Here is a 22244-nt window from a genome sequence, read left to right on the forward strand (position 1 = left end):
TATGAATAACTACGGCACTATTTTACTCGTTGAAGATGATGTATCGCTCGCTCAGTGGGTTGCAGAATACTTAACGGAGCAAGGTTATACGACCCATGTATGCCATCGAGGCGACGAGGTTATTGGCCAAGTAAAAACCTTAAATCCTAGCATTGTCCTACTTGATATTATGCTTCCTGGACAAGACGGAATTAGCGTATGCAGAGAACTGCGTAGCTTTTATAACTCCCCTATTATAATGCTCACCGCACGCGATGAAGAAATGGATGAAGTAATAGGGTTAGAAGTTGGTGCAAGTGACTATGTCATGAAACCAGTTCGCCCTCGTGCACTTTTAGCTAGAATTAAAGCTGCACTTCGCCAAAATAATGAACCAAACAAATCACTGGCAAACGAAAAATTAATAACGGTTGGCGCGCTGAGTATTAACACAGAATCTAGAAGCGTAAAATTAAACGATCTTGATATAAATATATCCAGCGCAGAGTACTTACTTCTTCACTATTTAACGAGTAATGCGGGTCAAGTCGTATCACGTGATGCTGTTTTTAAAGCAACAAAAGGCCGTGAGTATGACGGCTTGGATAGAAGTGTTGACGTACTTATTTCAGCACTGCGCAAAAAATTTAATGATGATCCACAAAATCCGACTAAAATTAAAACTATATGGGGACGAGGTTACTTACTCGTATCTACCGCATGGTAAAAAGTGATACATAAGTGAAGAAGTTTTATATTTCACTACTTAGCAGTGCGCTTTTATCTATCGTTGTACTTGGCTGGTTAATTGATGCATTTAGCCAACAAACACAAACCTCAGAAGATGAATTTAGTGTGCAAAGTAAGATGATAATGGGCTTTAGCAAACAATTAGCTAATATCCCAACTTCTGAACGTGGTCGTTATGTAAAGCAACTAGCGAATGAGTTTAATTTATTAATTGATTACAAGCACAATGAATCTCTCGCACTACCTCCTTCATTATTATTACAGATGCACACTGCCGGTGGGTTGATTTTAGAAGATCAACAAGGCTTCTATATGCTTTATAGTAGTCAAATATTAAGCCCCTTTCATATATCAATGCGGTTAGACAAACGCGTAGATACTGAGCAGCGCAATGATATATTTTTAACACTACTATTTTATGCTGGTTTGTGCGTATTTATGGGGTTTATTATTACCCCTCTTGCAAAGCGCTTAACAGTCTTAAATGAAGCAGCTAAAAAGTTTGCCTCAGGTAATGTACAAGCAAGAATTAAAGTGTCGCACTTCACCTACATAAAAGATGTAGAGCTCACATTTAACAGAATGGCCAGTCAGATAGAAAAACTAGTCGCCGAAAATAAACTAATGGCGTCAAGCTTATCTCACGATATTCGTACACCCATTGCGTGCCTGCGCTTTGGATTAGATGCGGCTATTGATAGCTATGATGAGCAACAAATAAAAAAATATTTATCCCGTATGGAAAGCGATTTAGACCATATGGAGTCTATGTTAAAAAGCTATTTAGCCTTTGCAACGCTTGAGCAAAATGCCAACAAATTGACCTACTCTTCAACTAATATTAAGCACTATCTCAGTGATATATTAATACAACTTGCACCTAAATTTGAATCGCAAATGCTCAACGTACAACTTAATAGCTCAAGTGACATTATCAATGCCGACTTACATTGGCTTGCTCGTGCAATAACTAACTTATTAAATAATGCTTGTGACTTCGCAGAGCTACATATTTATCTAAGTGCTAAAGTGTACGAACACCAGCTTGTAATCACTGTTGAAGACGATGGCCCTGGTATAGCAAAAGAAAATTTTAACAACGTATTTAGCCCATTTTTCAAAGAAGAAGAACATCGTAACCGCGCAGATAAAAGCTATGGGCTAGGCCTTGCGATTGTTGAAAAAGTAGCTGATTGGCATCATGGCAGCGTAAAAGTAAGTAAAAGTAACCAATTAGGTGGAGCCTGCTTTACACTCATTATCGATCAACATCACAAAGCGTAAAGCATTAATTACACCCTGTAATTAACATTTTAAAAACAAAAACAACCTGTTAACTATAACTATACAGTAACATTTATTAAAAACATCGCGTATACCATACTACTGGCATACTAAATTGTGTGAGATCAGCAAATAAGCACTTTTTATTTTTTTACATTTCCAGTAGATTGTCTGCGCCGTCAAAAAATAGAGAAGTACAATAATATGAGCGCAGTTAGAGGCGAGTTTAGTTCTCGTTTTGGTTTTATTATGGCCGCCGCAGGTTCTGCTGTTGGCTTGGGTAATATTTGGGGATTCCCTACACAAACAGCCAGCAATGGTGGTGCTGCTTTTTTAGTAGCATATTTAGTACTCGCGTTCTTTTTGGCTTACCCAGCTTTAATGGCCGAACTTATGATTGGTCGCCATGGTCAAGCAAATGCAGTTTCATCGCTTCAAAAAATATCTAATAGGCCTTGGCAAAAACACTTCGCGTTTATTGTGGGTTTTGGCGGTATTTTATGTGCTGGATTTATATTAAGTTTTTACGCGATTGTTGCCGGTTGGATGCTCAGCGCAACAGCAGAGCCAATAGCGACGCTTGTTGGTGCAAACTCTACATCCACATGGCTAAGCGAGCAATCACTTACGCGAAATATTATATTTACTATGGTCTTTATCTTATTAACCGTCGCTATTATTAGTCGAGGTGTTGAAAATGGTATAGAAAAATGGTCAAAGCGTTTAATGCCTGCATTACTGGGAATTTTATTTTCATTAATTGCTTATGTAATGACGCAAAATGGCGCAATGGAAGGCTTAAAGGCGTACTTAGTTCCTGATTTTTCTTCTATTTTTGATCCTCAGTTATTAGTCAGTGCGTTAGGCCAAGCTTTTTTCTCATTATCATTGGGTACCAGTGTAATGATTATTTATGGCTCATACATTAGTAAAAAAGAGAACCTCGTTTCATTAGGTGCTTATGTAACTCTTATTGACGTCTTCATTGCCTTTGTAGCAGGTTTACTTATTATTCCTGCAATGTATGTCGCTCAAGCACAAGGCATAGAAATATTTTCACCGGTAACAGGGAAGCTGTTATCAGAAGATACATTAGTATTCCAAGTACTACCTGCATTATTTGATGGTATGGGTAGCGTAGGCTTATTTGTTGGCTTTGCATTTTTTGCGTTGATGAGCATAGCAGCGCTAACATCATCAATCTCAATGCTTGAAGCACCGGTATCATACACAGTAGAACGCTTTGCAATGAAACGTGTGCAAGCTACTTGGTTCATTGGCGCTTTAATTGCTGTCGTTAGTATTATAATTGTATGCAATCTCAGCTCTTTATTTGGTCTGGTTATAACACTTACAACGAAAGTTGCCCAACCACTATTAGGGTTAATGTGTTGCATATTTGTTGGTTGGATTTGGTACAGGGGTTCACTACTCAAAGCTATTCAGCAGGGAAACCCTGAAGTCCATAATACATTTTTTTGGAAAATATGGCCTTGGTATACTAAGTTTGTATGCCCACTAGCAATAGGTACAGTTTTTTTACATTCGTTATTAGGTTAAGCACTATAAAAATAGCCCACATTTGTGGGCTATTTTGTTAGCTATTAAATTAAGTCACTTAGCGTAACTAAAATCACTAAACCACTTTTAAAATCATGTCTTGATGAGGAATACCATCTTCAAGGTACTCTTCCCCCACACTTTCGAAACCAAATGAGCGATAAAAGTCGAGTAAATATGTTTGCGCGCCAATGTAAATATCACGCTCAGGCCACTGGTCTTTACAACAATTTATAGCTGTAACTACAAGCTCACTTGCATAACCTTTGCCTCGTACCTTTTCATTCACTAAAACACGCCCTATTGAGCTGTACTGCGCGTTTCTATCATAACAACGAGCGTAGCTAAGCAACTTATTATTATCAATGCTATATATGTGCCGAGTAGTTACAGCAACATCATGATCATCAAGCTCTGGGTAAGGACAAGCCTGCTCAACTACAAACACATCCACCCGACCACGAACAATAGTAAAAAGTGTATGTGTATCAAAAGCCTCAAATGACTCACATTTAAACTGCATATTAAATCCTATAGACAAAAAACCCAGCCTAAGCTGGGTTTATTTAAATCACTGGCGAGTATTAAGCAAATAAACGCTCTAACTGATCACAAAGCTGTGAAAGATTAACATGATCATGCTCTATTGTTACGTCAATATAACCATCACCTTTAAAAGCACGATCGAGCTCAATTAAAACATGTGTTTTATGCGCTTCCGGCACAAACGACAATTCAATTTCCTGAATGCCAAATAAGCTTCTGCTATTAGGTTTATATTCAAGCTCTTGATAACAGCCAGATACAGACTGAAATGTAGATGCGCGTAAATGCCCCTTCTCCACATCAGCTTTAGCTAAGCTAAAACCTAATTTTTCCATTGCCTGCATACAAGTTTTAACTGCTTCATTAGGGTAAATATGCAAATGGTCTTTATCAGTAGGGTCAAGTGCTAAATCAATATCCAAACCAGTTTCTAGCCAAACGTGAGATTGATTGTAACCTGCATTAATTTCTGTAATTGGTGTTTCAGAGTGAAGACGCGCCTCAAAAGGAATACTTTTAACTTCGCCAGGCTCAATTGTACCAATTTCAGTGATGCGCCACTGATCAATTACATGATTAGTAAAATAGTCCCCATCATCTCCTGCTACTTTAACACGAGTCATTAGTAGCAAATCTAATCCTGATATTTCTTGGCTTACATCACCCGCAGTAATCACAATTTGTGCATTGAAAAGCTGGCCTGGTTGCAAGTGCTCTGTCTCTAAAATAGTGTCTACTTTAGCGGCACCAATACCTACCGATGCTAAAATCTTTTTAAACATATATTTCTCCTTAAGCTGAGCGGCTCTGTTATATGCTCTAACTTAAACCTCTTCGTTATCGCATCTTAACCATATTTAAAAGCGGTTGTCAGTGAAAAAGTGTTATTTACATGCTATTTACGATTAAATACGTGTTATATGAGCATTTTTCATACGCAGTAAGGTATCAACTTCATTAAATGAGCATGTCTTTACACTATATTTATTTTCATTGATATGAGTTTTTCGCTACACTGCAATACCAAATGAAGTGATATTAAGAATTATGGAACTAATCTATTTTGCTACCGCGTTTGTTTGTGGTTTTGCTGTTTACCAATTAAAACTACCTCCTCTTATTGGCTTTTTATTAGCAGGCTTTGCTTTAAATTTATCGGGTTATAAAAGTACAGAATTGCTTGATACAATTGCAGCCCTTGGTGTTACCCTTTTATTATTCAGCATTGGCTTAAAACTCAAAGTTAATAGCTTAATGAAACCGCAAGTCTGGGCACCAGCCACGCTTCACATTATTTTTAGTAGTGCTTTATTCAGTGGCTTTATGTTATTGCTTGGGGTCTTCGCCCTCCCTCTTTTTGTCGACTTGAGTTGGCAAAGCGCCTTATTAGTTGGGTTTGCCCTAAGTTTTTCTAGTACTGTATTTGCGGTGAAAGTACTCGAAGAACGCGGAGAAATGGCAAGCTTACACGGCAAAATTGCCATTGGTATATTGGTAATGCAAGATATATTTGCCGTAATATTTTTAGCAATTAGTACAGGCAAAGTCCCTAATGTTTGGGCGTTAGCGCTTATTGTTGCTCTACCTTTATTGCGCCCTCTTATGTACTGGGTGCTTAATCGCTCTAAACATGGTGAGCTACTCCCATTATTTGGCTTTTTCTTTGCCCTTATTGCAGGTTATAACGCATTTGAATATGCAGGCCTTAAAGGTGATTTAGGAGCACTTATAATAGGAATGATGTTTGCACCGCATAAAAAAGCTGGCGAATTATCAAAATCGTTACTTAATTTAAAAGATATATTACTGGTTGGTTTTTTCTTAAGCATTGGCTTAAATGCCGAGCTAACGATTAATTCTTTAATTATTGCCATCATACTTATTTTTGTATTACCGATTAAAATAGCCCTTTATTATTTATTTACAAATGCATTTAAACTACGTGCTCGTACGTCGCTACTTACAGCCTTTAGTTTATCCAATTACAGTGAGTTTGGCCTTATTGTATGTGCGGTAGCGGCTACAACGGGGATGATTACCTCTGAATGGTTAGCGGTAATGGCTATCGCTGTCTCTATCACCTTTGTGATTGCATCTCCTCTAAACAAGCGTTCCAACGAGTTATATGTAAAAGTAGAACATTGGCTATTAAAGTTCGAAAGTAAAACACGCTTAGCAGAAGAACTACCTGTAAATCTGAACGATACTAAAATAGTTATTTTTGGAATGGGTCGAATTGGTACTGGTGCATACGAAACAATTAACGCTACGCACCCAAATTTAGTTGCTGGTATTGACATAAAACCTGAGGTGGTTGATAAACATATTAATAGAGGCAGAAAAGTGCTGATTGCAGATGCAACCGATCCCGACTTTTGGCAACGCGTAAACCACTCTCATGTAGAAATGGTTATGCTTACTATGCCAAAGCATATGCAGAATATTTTTGCTTTAGAGCAGCTCCAAGCCTCAGGTTATAAAGGTCAGGTAACTGCCATTGCAAACTACCCAGATCAACAAAAAGAGCTTGAAGATATGGGCGTACACTCGACCTATAACTTTTACCTAGAGGCTGGTAGTGGTTTTGCTGAACATGTAAAACAAAAACTGTTTACGTAAAGTGAGATCTAGTCCTTAACAATTACTAAAGATAATTTAAGCTTTTTTCCTACACGGATGTAGGTCTGTCTCTTATACACAAGTCTTTGAATATCGTTAAGTCTGTGATCTAATCGATCATCATCACTCATAGATTTATCATATGCACACAAACACTTCTGAAGAATGGGCTCAATTAATTTTTGGTAACGCTAATTTAGGAGATCCGAGACGCACCCGACGATTAGCTCTACTAGCAAGCGATATGGCTGAGAATGCAGACAGCTCAATTGTTAAGGCTTCTGATACACCTGCAAAAATTGAAGCCGCTTATCGTTTCATTAGAAATGAGAAAATATCCCCTCAAGCGATTGCCGATTCAGGATTCTCACAAACGAGTGAAGCGGTAAAGCAGTTGCCTTTGGTTCTCGCTATCCAAGATACGACAGGATTGACATTTAAACACAGTGTTTGCAAAGAATTAGGCGATGTGAACTGTGCAAATACATTAGGAAAACCATCAAAAACAAGAACGCTATATGCGCATTCAACTTTAGCAATTGATGCAGATACGGAGCACGTTATTGGTTTACTCGACCAATACTATTGGTTTAGGAAATCAAAGGTTAAAGGGACTAAAGATCAACAACAGCAACGCCCTTACGAAGAGAAAGAAAGCTATCGCTGGCAACAAACATTAATGGATATAAAAAAACGTACAGGTGAATTATCAAATATACTTAACATCTGCGACAGAGAAGCTGACATTTATGAGTACATGACTTACCAAAAAGATGAAGGGCATCGATTTTTAGTCAGAGCAAAAGAAAATAGAAAATTAATAGAGCCTCAATGCAATCTCAATCAGTTAATAGAAACAGCGCAGGGTCAGTGTTGTTACACTATTAATATAGCGCAACGTGCGGGAAGAAAAGCGCGTCAGGCCCGAATTACATTGAGCTATCAACCTATAACACTCGCCAAGCCTAAGCGAGTACAAGGGCAAGAATCACCGACATTGAGCGTCAATGTCATTGTCTGTCAGGAAAAAGAAAGTACGCAAAAAAATCCATTATGTTGGATTTTATATACGACAGAGCCCGTAAACACAGCAGAAGATGCCCAGAAATTAGTAAGATACTATGAACTTCGCTGGCGTGTAGAGGAGTTTCATAAAACATGGAAAACAGATGGAACCGAAGTAGAAGATTTACGTTTGCAGCACAGTGATAATATTTTACGAATTGCGATCATTAAAGCGTTTATTGCTGTCAGGTTATTACAGCTGCAAAATATGGCGCAAAGGAGTGAATTAGACAAAGAAGTGAGATGTACAACGTGTGTTAAAGAGTTGACGTGGAAATTACTATGGGCAAAGGTTGAAAAGGATGTGTTGCCGGATAAAGTACCGTCTCTCCATTGGCTATACTATAGTTTAGCGAAATTGGGAGGGTGGTATGACAGTAAAAGAAATGGTCGAGTTGGCGTAAAAGCACTCTGGAAGGGGTGGTTGAAATTAGCAGAAATGGTCGAATCTGCCGAATTGTTAATATCAATTCAGCAGACAGAAAAGTTGTGTTCAAGAGACAGGGATGTAGGTAATGGGCGTTATCAGAACGTAGAAACGTGTTAATAATTTTTATTTAGAACAACTAGGTAAAAAAATTTGCCTAGTTCGGCGCAATTTTCTTACCGTTAAATAGACTCCATATAGAAGCAGATTGGTATAAATCCCCCCAAGTTAGAACAAATTTTAATCCGGAAAGATCAACAAACACTAGCTAAAAAATAAAAATAATGAACTGTACATCTATTTTAATACTTTTTGATGACTGAAAATCAATTCTATTTACATTCCTTTACAAGCGGGCCAACTAACATGTAAAAAAACAGGTAAACTGTTCGTGTTGGTTAAATAAGCTTCATGTTCTAAGACTTAATTAATTAGACTCCAGCTAATTAAAGTTCAACTAAGTTTAATTTTCTAACATAAATTCTTAATTAAGAGGGCCTACTCCCTCACTCAATAGGCTGTTTCTTGCCCGTCACAGCCTATTTTATTTCCTTAAAACACCTTACACTTAACTATGTCTTATACATTGAAGTAAGTGAATGGATCCAGAACAATTAAAACTTGCCATTAATACCAAGATGCCGTTTGGAAAATATGCAGGACGCCCATTATTAATGCTGCCAGAGCCTTATCTTGTGTGGTTTAAGCAACAAGGCTTCCCTGATTCAAAACTAGGTAGTCAATTAGCAATGATGTACGAAGTAAAGTTGAATGGGCTTGAGCAAATGTTGATGCCGTTATTAGAAAAAAAATAAAATAATTGGAAACTATTTTTAAAATACACGGTCTACTACTTTGCTACTTGTTGATTTTGGTTTTAACCACAAAAAAAGCGCCTTAAGGCGCTTTTTTTATATCCTCCATGAAACTACTTTTTAGCGGCAAGCTAATGACAAATTTAGCCCCACCAAGGACTGATTTTTCAACCCAGTAATCACCTTGATGCCAAGATACAATTTTACTCACAATAGCGAGTCCTAAACCAAACCCACCTGTTTTTTTGTCTCTACTCTTATCGAGGCGCGTAAAAGGTTTAAACACATTTTCTCGCTCCATTTCAGCGATACCTATTCCATCGTCTTCAACAATAAATAGTATGCTGCGAGGCTCTGTAAGCAGTGTTACTTTTACTTGGCTTGTTGCGTATTTAATAGCATTACCAATCAAGTTCTGAAATACGCGAGCAATGAAATGACTATCGCATTTATAGCTTAACTTATCAGGCAAGTTATTTATAAGTCTAGTTCGCGTGTCAAAATTTAGCTTTTCAATACTTGTTTTAACCAATCCGACTAGATCACAACTTACAGACTGTAAACTTGGTTGCTGAGAGTCTAACCTTGCGTATTCAAGCATTTCTGAAACAAGTGATTCAAGTTCATTTATATCAGCGCTCATATTAGCTAAATATTTTTCGCTTTTATCATCTAAAAGTTGCTCTTGGAGCATAGCAATTGCAAATTTAAGACGTGCCAACGGCGTTCGAAATTCATGAGAAACAGACGATGTAAGCTCCTGCTGAGCTGTTAATAAAAAAGTTATACGTTGTTGCATTACTTTTAGTGTATCGGTAACGGGTAAAAAGAACGATTTAGAGGTATTTGTTAATTGAAAATCTTGCAAGCCTTCGACGGCCTCACATGCGTGTCGTAATTTAGAAAAATCACGCCAAAGTAAAAAGCTCCAAAGGCCGACAGGCACACCAACAATAATAAGTAATAACAAATATGGCCAAACAGAAGTGGGGGTAGACGTTGATACTCCTACAGGACCAACCTGTAGCAGTTCATTTTCGCTAAGCTCTACATACCATACAATACGTTGTTGTTTATCGTATAAATAGAGGTAGTGATTGTCTGTTAATTTCGCTTGTTGTGCTAAAGGTAATATTAAATCACGACGAGCAATTATGTGGCTTTCAAAATTATGTTCTAGCTTTTTTAGACCGTTAGGAGTTTGTGAGAGCAACCAAAGCGATTGCCCAAACTCATCGTCTAATAATACTTGCTGCTGTGAGTCTTCATAAGGCCATAACTGTTCAACTACACCGCTTACTACGAATAAAGAAACCACGATGTAAATATATAAACTCGTAAACAGTTTTCCCATTAAAGCCGACTAACCCATAACATTAATTATAATTCCCATGCATCAGAAACAAATAAATAACCTTGTCCCCACACTGTTTTGATACGATAAGGCTTATCGCTATTGTCACCTAGTTTTTTACGAATGCGTGATACCCTAACGTCAACAGTTCGATCAAGACCGTCGTACTGACGTCCTATCATATGTTGATGGACATGTTCACGACTAAGCACTTCACCCGCATTAGAGGCCAGTAACCAAAGTAGTTCAAATTCATGAGAAGTAAGCGTTATTTCATTATTATTTAATTTTACGATACGGCTTGTTTTATCTATGCTTAGATCACCAAACTGTAACTCTTCACTTGCTTTCACGATAGGTTGACCACGGCGTAACAGCGCATTTATTCTGGCGAGTAATACACGCGGTTCGGCAGGTTTTATAACGTAGTCATCAGCACCAAGCTCTAAACCAAGTACCTGATCAAAATCTTCACCTTTGGCTGTTAGCATAAGAATAGGCAGAGTATATTTATCGCGAACTTGACGGCAAACGCTAAAACCATCTTTTCCTGGTAGCATTACATCTAAAATAATTAGATCGACTGGATTAGCTTCTAAGTAGTCAAAGACTGCATCGCCACGATCTAACACTGCGACTTCTAAGCCGTTATGTTCAAGATAATCTTTTGTTAATTGCTGTAAGCCGAGATCATCTTCAACAAGTAAAATTTTTGGCATTAGTTGCTCCTAATTTAAAAAAAGCTCCACGGAGAGCGAAGTCTGCGCCTATTTTTCTTTGCGTGCGCGCTCTGTACTTCAACCTGTATTTTTGCTAATAGTACACCCGTGTGAGGATTGATTAGGGAGTATATGGTCTCTACCTGAACCCGCGCTTTATAATTGAATTGCCCCGAACGTTGCTGTTTCCAACAATAAATTTTTTCATCTTGTTGATATAAACAAACATCACTCAATGCTTCTTGCTGCCAATTAAATTGTAAATCAAGATCACAAAATGCTTGTTGCTCAGAAATCACACATACTTTGGGAGAGACGCTAAAATTAGCGGTTTGTGCTCTGCAAGAACCACTAAATAGCGATGCTATAAACACAATAAACATTAAATACTTCATATTAAAAAGTATGATCTAATCCTATAAAGGCAGTCATTGAATAAGCATGTTCAAAGAGCGGACTACCATCCATAGCCGAATAATTGTAATATGCTAAATGAAAACGAAGTGAGTTAACCTTACTCAGCGGCCAACGGGCGTCGATTTTAGCATAAGGCTGCCAACTACTGCCAACATCAATTTTACCTAATTGAGTTTCGTCGGTTTTTAGTCCATAGAAATAGTCATTTAGTTCAGCCGATTTATAATTTATTCCAAGCGTCGGTTTTATTTTTAACTTTCCAACTTCAGCATGATATTGCCACTGCAATGCACCACGCAATCCGTTATAAACACTGGTAACATCATGAAGTGCTTGAATAGAAAATACGTTAGCATCATCTACATAGTGATATGCAATGCCCGCATCGAGGGCAATATGGCGTTTTTCTATGTCATTTATATTGATATTTTTGGGAGATGAAGTACTTTGTTGCTGCACTAACTGACTGTTTAACTCACTCGTTTGCAGAGTAAAAATATTAGTAGGATGCCAATCAATAAAAAAACGAGACTCTGCATTTAATTCACTAACAAGGTTTAAATTATGTTTTTGACTTTGTATAAAAGAATAACCAAGCCTTCCATTATCGAAAAACCAGTGCTGGCCATAAAAAGCCACCTGCGGAATCAACACAAGGGGAATGTTGTCCCCACCTCGTAATGGGTTTGTAACAACTCCAGCACCAGCGCTTAGACTAAAATGCCACTGCTCTATAGCTATATGTTGCTCTTCAAACTCTTGTGTTACATTTTTAGCTTGCTGTCCATTGGCAGCAAAGCATGCAACTAAAGTGATCAGCAAAAAAGCTGTTAATATTGAAAAGTTAAACCGCATCAGTATAAGTCAAAGTGTGTGAAAATTATTAAGTGCCCCATAGTAGCAAGGTCGTTTTAAACTAGCTCTAGCTAGTTACAATCATTCACAATTTTTATACATATCAATTAACTTATGTGCATTATTTGAACAACTAAACATCTGGCGCTATCTCTATTCGATTACGACCATGAGTTTTTGCTATGTAAAGCGCTCTATTAGCGCGTTCAACTAACACAGTGCCATTAGTAAATGGTCGTAGAATAGCCAAACCAAAACTCGCAGAAATAGCACGTTTAGTATTAGTATCACCTTTTTTACGAACAGCCAATTTTGCAATATCCAAACGAATACAATCTGCAAATGCCATCATATCGTTGATAGTGTCAAAATAAGCTGTAATACAAAATTCTTCACCGCCATAACGATAAACTTTTGCAGTCTCTTTAATTTTTTCTTTCACTTTTTTTGCTACTAACTTTAATACTTCGTCACCTTTTTGATGGCCAAAGTCATCATTAAAACGCTTAAAATGATCAATATCAAACATAATGAGAACCGCAAGTGATGTGTGTTGATTTTGCTCAGAATACTTTTTACAAAAATCCGTAATATCTAAATCAAACTTACCTCGGTTATAAAAACCAGTAAGAGGGTCTGTATCAGCAACTTTTTTTGAAACATTGAGTGCTTCTTTTAAGTCTTTTATTTCATTATAAGCAAATGCAAGTTTAGTTTGAAACTCACGTGCATGATTTTGCATTGCAATCGATTCGTCGGTTAAACGTTCAACGCACCCAAGCACTTGATTATACGAGCTAATATCTGTAATCAAATTTAACTCATTCTGGGAGTCAACCAAGGTTGTAGTAAAACTTTTTGAATGCTCAAGCGCAATGCCTAAATCTTGTTGCACTTGATCGATTGTGCTATGAAATTTTTCGGATACGTCTTGAAATAACGCTAAATCGTCTTTATTTAAATGCTTATCAAATATTGCCTTCGCTCTATCTTGAGTGCATGTTTGTTGCTGAGCAATGACATGATCAAGCTCTGCATTTAAAGAGGGTTTATTACCTTGTATATAACAATACCAAATAGCGTAATTGATTGGCGTAACCGGCATGCGGTACTTTACCATCATAGGAATCGCCTTTTTTAGGCATTGAGCAGAATGAGCAAGTGATACGGCACGATCCATAGTAAAATAAACTCTCAAGCGTCATTATTTTTTATTGTTAGGTTTTTGATGTTAATTAATAGTAAACCTATAAGCAACTAATATTCATACTATTTTATGAACTAAATGAATATTTGATCCTTTAAATAGCACTTGCGTCTAAAGTTTGTGCAATACTCCATAAAGCACTAATAGCAGGATCATTTAACTCTTTACGAAGGACAGCTAGACCAATCTCAAAACCTTCTGGAGTAGCCCTCTTTGTATCCAATACTTGTACCTTATCCTGCAGTGGACTGTTATCTAGCACTATTTTAGGGACCATTGCGACACCTAAACCCAGACTCACCATTGACACTATAGCTTCATGTCCAGCGACTTGCGCATAAATCTTTCCATGAACATTATTTTTACGCCACCACTGCTCAAGTCGTTGCCTTGAAAAACCTTGCTCCGGAACAATAAATTCAAGTTCAGACCAATCAATATTATCACCGCTCTTTATTAACTTTTCAGTGATCTGACAATGAATTCTAGGTGCAATTAAAACAAGTGGTGAATAGCCTATTTTTACAAATGCTATTTGTGTAGGAAGCTTATTTGGCTTGGCTGCAATTGCCATCGACTCGTGACCATCGAGTACCCTATTAATAGCTAAAGCTGGATCACCGGTATTTAAAGTTATTTCGATATGCTGATGCTGTGCACGTAATTGCTCTAATATTTGATGTAAAAAACTATAAGAAGCTGTCACTGAGCAATAAATACTAACATTGCCATAAATATGCTGTTGTGGATCTTTCACATTCGCTTTAAAACGTTGCCAACTGGCTAACGTTGCCGTAGCGTAATCAATAAACGACTCTCCTTCACGTGTTAATTTAACACTGCGGTTATCGCGTATAAATAATGCAACACCAACCTCTTCTTCCAAGTGTTTTATATTGCGGCTCAAAGTAGGCGCACTTATATGGCAAAGTTCGCTTGCGCGGCCAAAATGAAGTGTTTTAGCCAGTGCTAAAAAGTAGTTTAAATGTTTATGATCCATGCCAAACCCAGTATTTCATATTATGAAACACTTTAATTCAAATATATCATTTTACGCAAGTAACTATTTTACATATGGTGTTTGTAAGCGCAGTAAACATTGCGCATCTAACAAATATTACTTTATAGGACACTAACAATGGCGAATTATTTCAATACCTTACCTTTACGCGAGCAATTAGCGCAATTAGCGCAATGTGAATTTATGGACGCAGCCGAATTTGCCGATGGCGTTGATGCACTTAAAGGTAAAAAACTCGTTATTGTAGGCTGTGGCGCACAAGGTTTAAACCAAGGCTTAAACTTACGTGACTCTGGTTTAGATGTTTCATACACATTACGTGCATCAGCCATTTCTGAGCGCCGTCAATCTTTCCTTAATGCATCTGAAAATGGCTTTACTGTAGGCACTTACGAAGAATTAATTCCTACAGCAGACGTAGTACTTAACTTAACGCCAGATAAACAACATACCGCTGTAGTAAGTGCGATTATGCCGCTTATGAAAAAAGACTCTACACTTGCTTACTCTCATGGCTTTAATATTGTTGAAGAAGGCATGCAAGTGCGTGAAGACATTACCGTAATCATGGTTGCGCCTAAGTGTCCTGGTTCTGAAGTCCGTGAAGAATACAAACGTGGTTTTGGTGTACCAACTCTAATTGCAGTTCACCCAGAAAATGACCCTCAAGGTTTTGGTTTAGCACAAGCTAAAGCGTATGCAGCGGGTACTGGCGGACATCGCGCAGGTGTACTTAAATCATCATTTATCGCCGAAGTTAAATCTGATCTAATGGGCGAGCAAACCATTTTATGTGGCATGTTACAAACTGGCTCTATTTTATGTTTTGATAAAATGATAGAAAAAGGCATTGATGCTGGTTACGCATCAAAACTAATTCAATACGGTTGGGAAGTAATTACCGAAGCACTTAAGTACGGCGGCGTTACTAACATGCTTGACCGACTTTCAAACCCTGCAAAAGTAAAAGCGTTTGAACTAAGTGAAGAGCTAAAACTAATTATGCGCCCGCTTTATAATAAGCACCAAGATGACATCATCGACGGCACTTTTTCACGCACCATGATGGAAGACTGGAATAACGATGACGTAAATTTACTTAAATGGCGCGCTGAAACAGCAGAAACTAACTTTGAAAAGACTCCTGCAGGCGATGTAGAAATCTCAGAACAAGAATTTTTTGATAACGGTATTTTAATGGTAGCAATGGTAAAAGCAGGTGTTGAACTTGCTTTTGAAACCATGACAGCAGCCGGTATTATTGAAGAGTCAGCTTACTACGAGTCTTTACATGAAACGCCATTAATTGCTAATACTATTGCACGCAAAAAGCTTTTTGAAATGAACCGTACAATTTCTGACACTGCAGAGTATGGATGTTACCTATATAACCATGCATGTTTACCATTACTTGCTGATTTTATGAAAAACGTTGATACAGACATTATTGGTAAAGGCCTTGGCGAGCACAGTAACCAAGTTGATAACCAAACATTAATTCAAATCAATGCGGCACTGCGTGAACACCCTGTTGAAAAAGTAGGTGCTAAACTACGTGGCTACATGTCTGCAATGAAGAAAATTGTTTAATTCTAGACAATAAAAGTTTCGCTTGTTAGAAACCAAGCCCATATGCTTTTAGCACGTGGGCTTTTTTATGCATATTCACAACACTGCTTACTTTCATTTGTTCAGCTTAAGCTAATAATTAGCCCATAATAAATAATGTGCTAACATGGCTTTCTAATTAAGTTGTAAAATAAATTATTATGATGTTACAAAACCTTTCTATTACTCAAAAAATAACAGCCCTTGGCAGTAGTATTGCTATCTTTGTTGCCGCACTAATAGGCCTAACCTCGTTGTACAGTTCAGAAGATATTATTGAACAACGTATGATTGAGTCTGAACTACCAAGTAAGTTGCAAACTATCAGTAACCATATTGGTGGTGAAATAAACGCACTCATTGGTGCTGCTGAACAATTATCGTCAAATGAATTCATTTTACAATGGTCGCAAACTAATACTAAAAATGATGCTGTCTTACTTAAAGAATTAAACCGTTTAGTTACGCAGTACAATTTAGCAACCGCGTCTTGGGCAAATAGAGACACAGCTCAATATTGGAACCAAAATGGCTTTTTGCGCGTATTAAAAAATGATACTGCTGATGGCTGGTTTTTTGCATTTAAACAATCGAAAAAACCATACTCAATAAGTATTTACCAAGAGTCTGCAAATGATGTAAAAATGTTTATAAATCATCAACAGCCTAATGGAACAGGCTTAGCTGGCCTTGCTAAAAGTATTACTGAGATGCAAAAGCTATTGCAGCAATTTAAAATTGAACAAACTGGTTTTGTATTTATTGCAGATAAAAGTGGTTTAATTCAGCTGCATAAAGATTCAAGTAAAGTAGCAAAAGTTAATATTGATGAATTATTTACAGCTGACATACACAACCAGCTATTAAGCAGTTATGGCTTTGTATTAAAAGAAATAAACTTAAATGGTGAACCGACCCTCGTGGCGGCAACACCAATCAAAAACACCGATTTATATGTTGTAGCCCAAGTGCCAAAAAGCGAAGTATTCGCAAGCGTAAATACCCTGCAATGGCAAATTTTTACTTTTACATTAATCATTGCATTAGTTGCTAGCCTAATTAGTTACTTACTTGCTCGATCGCTCTCATCACCTTTATCTAAAATGGCAGAACTATTTTCACGCTTGGGTTCTGGTGATGCTAATCTTGCTTATAGATTACCTGAATCAAGCCAACCAGAGCTTAATAACTTAAGTGCTGGTTTTAATCAGTTTATCGAAAAAATAGAAATTGCTATTCAGCAAGTCGCGAATGAAAGCCATGACATAAGAAAAAGTTCAGATCATGTTTTTGAACAAGCTAAACGCAATTCACTCGCAATCGATAGTCAAAAAGAACAAACGATCTCGGTTGCTGCTGCGATAAACCAAATGGGTGCAACGGTACAGGAAATAGCACAAAGTGCGGCAAACACAGCAAAACTCACTGATAGCAGCCGTGAAAAAACTATACAAAGCCATCAGCAAGTTGTTCAAAGTCAGACAACTATTTCTGCTCTTGCGAGTGATATAGATGGCATTACAGAGCAAGTTACCCTGTTGTCTAAAAAAACAATTGATATTGCTAACATTATTGATGCAATCAGAAGCATTTCTGAACAAACTAATTTATTGGCATTGAACGCAGCTATTGAATCGGCTCGTGCTGGAGAGCATGGTCGCGGGTTTGCTGTTGTTGCCGACGAAGTGCGCGCACTAGCAAACCGTACTTCTCAGTCAACAAATGAAATTCAGTCAATGATAGAAGAGCTAACACAGATTTCTGATGATGTAGTTAACGATATTAGCCAATCAAAAGATAAAGCGCAGCAAAGCGTAGGGGCAATGCAAAACTCAGTAGAGTTACTCAATACGATAACCGAAACTGCAAACCAAATAAACGATATGGCCACACTTATAGCCACAGCGACAGAGCAGCAAAGCAATGTAGTTGCCGATGTAGGACGTAACATTGAGCAAATAAGTGAAATTAGTGATAAAGCAATGAGCGAGCAAATTAATACAGAGCAAGCCATTCGTGATTTAGCAAATAGCGCTCAAACTCTTGATGAGCTTGTCGATACATTTGAAAAGCATCGTTAAGTGGTTTGGCACTGCGATTACGAACAAGCTAGTATTAACTGCAGTTAATGCTAGCTTGTTCGTAGAGGTGAAGTTTTAATTACGATGAATAAAATGTATTAGTTCAGACAAGATCTGACAATTCAACTTGAAAAAGTGAGAGTTACCCGTTTTGATAAAGGTGTCGAATCTTTAAATCAAAACAAACAAAAAGGTAACTCTCATGTTGCATACTAACAATCCAATCATAAAACACAAAGCTGGTTTACTTAACCTTGCCGAAGAACTAGGCAATGTATCAAGAGCCTGTAAAGTCATGGGCGTATCACGAGATACATTTTATCGTTATCAAGAACTCGTTAATGAAGGTGGTATCGATGCATTAATCGAAAAGAACCGCCGTACACCAAATATAAAGAATCGCGTTGACGAAGAAACAGAGCAAGCCGTCATTAACTATGCAGTTGAATATCCTGCTCACGGTCAACATAGAACCAGCAATGAGCTTCGTAAGTTAGGCGTGTTTGTCTCAGGTAGTGGTGTTCGTTCAATCTGGTTGCGTCACGATTTAGAAAACTTCAAAAAACGATTGAAAGCATTGGAAAACAAAGTCGCTAATGAAGGCATTATTTTATCTGACGCCCAAGTTGCTGCGCTAGAAAAGAAAAAACATGACGATGAAGCCTGTGGTGAAATTGAAACAGCGCATCCCGGTTATCTTGGCTCACAAGACACATTTTATGTTGGTAACCTTAAAGGTGTTGGTCGTATCTATCAACAAACCTTTGTGGATACCTACAGTAAAGTCGCCTTTGCGAAGCTCTACACAACGAAAACGCCAATTACAGCGGCTGACATGCTCAATGATAAAGTATTGCCTTATTTCGAAGGTCACAAATTGCCTATGCTTCGAATATTAACTGACCGAGGAACTGAGTATTGTGGGCGAGTTGAGCATCATGATTATCAGCTATATTTGGCAATTAACGACATCGACCATACAAAAACGAAAGCAATGTCCCCGCAAACAAATGGTATCTGTGAGCGTTTCCATAAGACGATTTTAAACGAGTTCTATCAAATCACATTCCGCAAAAAGTTGTACGATTCAATGGAAGAACTACAAAAAGATCTGGACGAATGGATGGATTACTACAACAATGATCGGACTCATCAAGGAAAAGTATGTTGCGGTCGAACACCACTTGAAACATTACTGGATGGAAAAACGGTTTGGGCAGAAAAGAATTTAGCTCAAATCTAAACTAACAGTCACCATTAGAAAAATGGGTAACTGTCAGATCAAGTCTGAGCTAGTACAAATAAAATTAATTAAAGTTTATATTTACAGCGATTTAGTCTTATTAATATCCACTTTTTTAAAATTGAGAACATATGCCTCTTTTCTAACTTTTGTCAGTTTTTTAATCTGATGCTCCAACTTACTCGCATCACTTTTACTGCCCACTTTTTGTTGGTGGATAAGCAGTAAAGGGCCTTTCCCTCTGAGGTTTTTGGCCCCTTTACCCACTTGATGTGTAGCAAAGCGTTTTTCTACATTTGTTGTAATACCCGTGTACCAATGCCCAAAGCGAGTCTGCACGATGTACAAATACCAAATAGAATCCCTTTTTACATTACAAGATTCAATATGATGTAAACTTTTTTCATTATTAATGGTCAAAATATTACCTTAACGCCCTTAACAAAAAACAATTGCTAAAAGGGTTTTACCTTCAGTGACTAATCGGTATCATGCAGATTATAAAAAATAAGGATCACAACTAACAATGCAGTCGTTAAAAACTTTTTCCCTTTGGCTTATCGTTGCACTAACACTCAGTACAACAGCGGGTTGTTCTAGCTGGGTATACAGAATCAACATCCCTCAAGGTAATTTTTTAGAGCAATCTGATGTTGAAAAGCTTCGTGTTAGTATGACTCGAGAGCAAGTTATTTACGTTTTAGGCCGTCCAATTGCCGAGGATGCTTTTGATAACAATACATGGCGTTACGTTTATAGCTTCAATAAAGGCCGTAAAAACGAGCAACACAAATCTTTAGTTATTAAATTTGAAAACGAAAAACTAGTCTCTATTTCGGGCGATTATGATCAGCCAGAAAATTTTAACACACCGCTAGAGCAATAAAAAAGCGAGTTGTGCGTTAATAAAAAAGGTGAGCCGTGCTCACCTTTTTTATTTCTACGTTAACGTTCTAATGGACGCCCACCCGTTACTTTGTTTGCTCGCCCTTCTTCCTTTGCTTTTTCAGCGCGTTTTCTACGGGCATCTTTAGGATCTGCAATTAATGGGCGATAAATTTCAACTCTATCACCATTTTTAAGTTCTTGATTTAATTTTACCGTTCGATTCCAAACGCCTAGAGTTAATGAAGTAGCCTCTATTTCTGGACATTTTTCTATAATGCCAGATTGGATAACAGCTTGCTCTGCTGTCGTCCCCTCTGGTACTTCAAGTGATAAACACGTCGCCATGGTTGGTAATGCAAATACCACCTCAACATTAATCATACTCGCGCTCCATAAACCTGCTTAGCACGTTGAGTAAATGCACTCACCATGTTTTTGGCAACATCGTTAAATATTTTACCAAAAGCAAGTTCGATTAATTTGCTTGAAAACTCAAACTCTAGCTCTAAATAAACTTTACATGCTTTAGCATCAAGTGCTTGAAAGTGCCAACGACCCTGCAGCATTTTAAATGGCCCATCCACTAGGCGCAGTAACACGGTTTGTTCATCAACAAAGGTGTTTTCGGTGGTAAACCACTTTTTTATACCCGCCTTAGATATTTCTAAACTCGCGGTCATGTTATTATCATGCTGTGAAACAATTTTTGAGTCTGAGCAATTTGGTAAAAACTGTGAATAAGCTTCTACATCATTAACTAGATCAAACATCTCTTTAGTGCTGTACATAACAAGCGCACTTTTTTCTATTTGTGGCATACTCACTCCCAACTGTGTGGGCGAATTTTAGCAAGCTTTGTGCGTTTCCCCAAATTTTCATACAGCTTAAATAAAAGCTTAATTTTTAAAAGCATTATTAAAAAATCGATGTAAAACATCTCACATTACGTATATTATAGGGCACTATGGCTAAGAAAAATTCATCAAAATCGACAAGTAATACCATCGCGCTAAACAAAAAAGCGCGACATGAGTATTTTTTACACGATAAGTTTGAAGCGGGTGTCGAACTCCAAGGCTGGGAAGTTAAAAGTATCCGAGCTGGAAAAGTAAACATCACCGAAACTTATATTCACCTTAAAAATGGCGAAGCATTTTTACTTGGCGCGCAAATCCAGCCACTTAATAGTGCATCAACCCACGTAATTTGCGATCCGTTACGTTATCGTAAATTACTATTAAGCAGACGCGAACTTGACCGTCTACTCGGAGCAACAGAGAGAGATGGTTATTCATTAATTGCTACTGCTATGTACTGGAAGAAATGTTGGGTAAAACTTGAATTTCATCTAGCAAAAGGTAAAAAGCTACATGACAAACGAGACGACGGGAAAAACAAAGATTGGTCTCGCGAAAAAGAACGCTTAATGAAGCACAAAGTATAATAAAAATGCCTAACCTTGTTAGGCATTTTATTTGATATGGATAACCTCCCCGTAGTAAACAGATCTCAAGCAGCTATTTAAAATGTTAACTCTGTTGAGCTTAATAGCAATAAAGTTGCGAGCGTCACGTAAATTCGCTTTGATAAATCTAGGCAAAAATTTTATATTTAGTTGTTCTAAATAAAAAATTTTAACAACGTCATAGAGTTATTTAATTCGCTAAATTGTTCAAATATTTATGCCGGTTAGTATTGTCACGGCGCAAAGTTTATAACCTCGTAGACTCAAAAAGCCGAGCAGCATAAGCTCTACCTTAGCTAAAAACCAAACGCTTGATGAAAATTCAACCTAAAAAGATAAGC

22 protein-coding genes are annotated in these 22244 nt (G+C 37.5%); 11 read left to right on the forward strand and 11 right to left on the reverse strand.

Going from position 1 to position 22244, the window contains the following annotated elements; translation table 11 throughout:
* Nucleotide 1: 1 nt before the first annotated feature.
* The 3 genes from LOS73_RS16475 to LOS73_RS16485 all read left to right on the forward strand — a co-directional run bounded on the left by LOS73_RS16475 (nt 2) and on the right by LOS73_RS16485 (nt 3573).
* Nucleotides 2-706, forward strand: a complete 705-nt coding sequence (locus LOS73_RS16475) for a response regulator transcription factor (RefSeq protein WP_007377791.1) — start codon at nt 2-4, stop codon at nt 704-706.
* Between the two features lie 14 nt (nt 707-720).
* Nucleotides 721-2013: an ATP-binding protein gene (locus tag LOS73_RS16480; protein ID WP_007377792.1), complete on the forward strand. Its 1293-nt coding sequence runs from the start codon at nt 721-723 to the stop codon at nt 2011-2013.
* A gap of 204 nt (nt 2014-2217) precedes the next feature.
* Entirely contained in the window at nt 2218-3573 is a 1356-nt protein-coding gene (locus tag LOS73_RS16485; protein ID WP_342863747.1) for a sodium-dependent transporter, read from the forward strand.
* A gap of 76 nt (nt 3574-3649) precedes the next feature.
* Here LOS73_RS16485 and LOS73_RS16490 read toward each other — a convergent pair whose 3' ends face one another.
* Complete coding sequence (locus LOS73_RS16490; protein WP_008136946.1) at nt 3650-4096, reverse strand: GNAT family N-acetyltransferase; 447 nt, start codon at nt 4094-4096, stop codon at nt 3650-3652.
* 61 nt (nt 4097-4157) lie between these two features.
* Nucleotides 4158-4901: a sporulation protein gene (locus tag LOS73_RS16495; RefSeq protein WP_007377795.1), complete on the reverse strand. Its 744-nt coding sequence runs from the start codon at nt 4899-4901 to the stop codon at nt 4158-4160.
* A gap of 265 nt (nt 4902-5166) precedes the next feature.
* Here LOS73_RS16495 and LOS73_RS16500 point away from each other — a divergent pair, with 265 nt between their 5' ends.
* From LOS73_RS16500 to LOS73_RS16510, 3 genes are all read left to right on the forward strand, one after another.
* A complete protein-coding gene (locus tag LOS73_RS16500; protein ID WP_033028584.1) occupies nt 5167-6738 on the forward strand; it encodes a cation:proton antiporter family protein in 1572 nt (523 codons plus the stop codon).
* Between the two features lie 142 nt (nt 6739-6880).
* Nucleotides 6881-8350 carry an IS4 family transposase gene (locus tag LOS73_RS16505; RefSeq protein ID WP_457934002.1) on the forward strand — a complete coding sequence of 490 codons (1470 nt, stop codon included), beginning with the start codon at nt 6881-6883 and terminating at the stop codon, nt 8348-8350.
* A gap of 479 nt (nt 8351-8829) precedes the next feature.
* Complete coding sequence (locus LOS73_RS16510; protein WP_008136951.1) at nt 8830-9045, forward strand: DUF3820 family protein; 216 nt, start codon at nt 8830-8832, stop codon at nt 9043-9045.
* An 82-nt stretch (nt 9046-9127) separates the two neighbouring features.
* On the opposite strand, the gene LOS73_RS16515 is transcribed toward LOS73_RS16510, so the two are convergent.
* The 6 genes from LOS73_RS16515 to ilvY all read right to left on the reverse strand — a co-directional run bounded on the left by LOS73_RS16515 (nt 9128) and on the right by ilvY (nt 14597).
* Nucleotides 9128-10399 (reverse strand): ATP-binding protein, encoded by a 1272-nt coding sequence (locus tag LOS73_RS16515; RefSeq protein WP_457934003.1) that lies wholly within the window; start codon nt 10397-10399, stop codon nt 9128-9130.
* A gap of 26 nt (nt 10400-10425) precedes the next feature.
* The gene (locus LOS73_RS16520; RefSeq protein ID WP_007378650.1) at nt 10426-11118 is read right to left on the reverse strand and encodes a response regulator; all 693 of its coding nucleotides are present in this window, start codon (nt 11116-11118) and stop codon (nt 10426-10428) included.
* Nucleotides 11119-11132: 14 nt separating this feature from the next.
* Nucleotides 11133-11501, reverse strand: a complete 369-nt coding sequence (locus tag LOS73_RS16525; protein ID WP_007378649.1) for a DUF3019 domain-containing protein — start codon at nt 11499-11501, stop codon at nt 11133-11135.
* A gap of 13 nt (nt 11502-11514) precedes the next feature.
* A complete protein-coding gene (locus tag LOS73_RS16530) occupies nt 11515-12390 on the reverse strand; it encodes a MipA/OmpV family protein (RefSeq protein WP_457934004.1) in 876 nt (291 codons plus the stop codon).
* Nucleotides 12391-12523: 133 nt separating this feature from the next.
* Nucleotides 12524-13570, reverse strand: coding sequence for a GGDEF domain-containing protein (locus LOS73_RS16535; protein ID WP_457934005.1), 1047 nt, complete (start codon nt 13568-13570; stop codon nt 12524-12526).
* A 121-nt stretch (nt 13571-13691) separates the two neighbouring features.
* Nucleotides 13692-14597, reverse strand: a complete 906-nt coding sequence (gene ilvY / locus LOS73_RS16540; protein WP_457934006.1) for an HTH-type transcriptional activator IlvY — start codon at nt 14595-14597, stop codon at nt 13692-13694.
* Between the two features lie 138 nt (nt 14598-14735).
* Here ilvY and ilvC point away from each other — a divergent pair, with 138 nt between their 5' ends.
* From ilvC to LOS73_RS16555, 3 genes are all read left to right on the forward strand, one after another.
* Nucleotides 14736-16208, forward strand: coding sequence for a ketol-acid reductoisomerase (gene ilvC, locus LOS73_RS16545; protein ID WP_457934007.1), 1473 nt, complete (start codon nt 14736-14738; stop codon nt 16206-16208).
* Nucleotides 16209-16387: 179 nt separating this feature from the next.
* Complete coding sequence (locus LOS73_RS16550) at nt 16388-18307, forward strand: methyl-accepting chemotaxis protein (RefSeq protein ID WP_033023841.1); 1920 nt, start codon at nt 16388-16390, stop codon at nt 18305-18307.
* Nucleotides 18308-18509: 202 nt separating this feature from the next.
* Nucleotides 18510-19550 (forward strand): IS481 family transposase, encoded by a 1041-nt coding sequence (locus LOS73_RS16555; protein WP_033032172.1) that lies wholly within the window; start codon nt 18510-18512, stop codon nt 19548-19550.
* An 81-nt stretch (nt 19551-19631) separates the two neighbouring features.
* On the opposite strand, the gene LOS73_RS16560 is transcribed toward LOS73_RS16555, so the two are convergent.
* A complete protein-coding gene (locus LOS73_RS16560) occupies nt 19632-19970 on the reverse strand; it encodes a GIY-YIG nuclease family protein (RefSeq protein ID WP_193371851.1) in 339 nt (112 codons plus the stop codon).
* A 106-nt stretch (nt 19971-20076) separates the two neighbouring features.
* Between LOS73_RS16560 and LOS73_RS16565 the strand changes: the two genes are divergently transcribed.
* The gene (locus LOS73_RS16565; protein WP_008135869.1) at nt 20077-20436 is read left to right on the forward strand and encodes an outer membrane protein assembly factor BamE; all 360 of its coding nucleotides are present in this window, start codon (nt 20077-20079) and stop codon (nt 20434-20436) included.
* Between the two features lie 59 nt (nt 20437-20495).
* Here the strand turns inward: LOS73_RS16565 and LOS73_RS16570 are convergent, their stop codons facing one another.
* Together LOS73_RS16570 and LOS73_RS16575 are read right to left on the reverse strand one after the other, a co-directional pair.
* Nucleotides 20496-20819 (reverse strand): RnfH family protein, encoded by a 324-nt coding sequence (locus LOS73_RS16570; RefSeq protein WP_007378641.1) that lies wholly within the window; start codon nt 20817-20819, stop codon nt 20496-20498.
* Nucleotides 20816-21256 (reverse strand): type II toxin-antitoxin system RatA family toxin, encoded by a 441-nt coding sequence (locus LOS73_RS16575; RefSeq protein WP_007378640.1) that lies wholly within the window; start codon nt 21254-21256, stop codon nt 20816-20818. Before LOS73_RS16575 ends, LOS73_RS16570 begins: the two co-directional genes overlap by 4 nt.
* Before the next feature lie 146 nt (nt 21257-21402).
* Between LOS73_RS16575 and smpB the strand changes: the two genes are divergently transcribed.
* The gene (smpB, locus tag LOS73_RS16580; RefSeq protein WP_004335699.1) at nt 21403-21882 is read left to right on the forward strand and encodes an SsrA-binding protein SmpB; all 480 of its coding nucleotides are present in this window, start codon (nt 21403-21405) and stop codon (nt 21880-21882) included.
* Nucleotides 21883-22244 lie beyond the last annotated feature (362 nt).

The sequence above is a fragment of the Pseudoalteromonas sp. SCSIO 43210 genome, assembly GCF_054133285.1.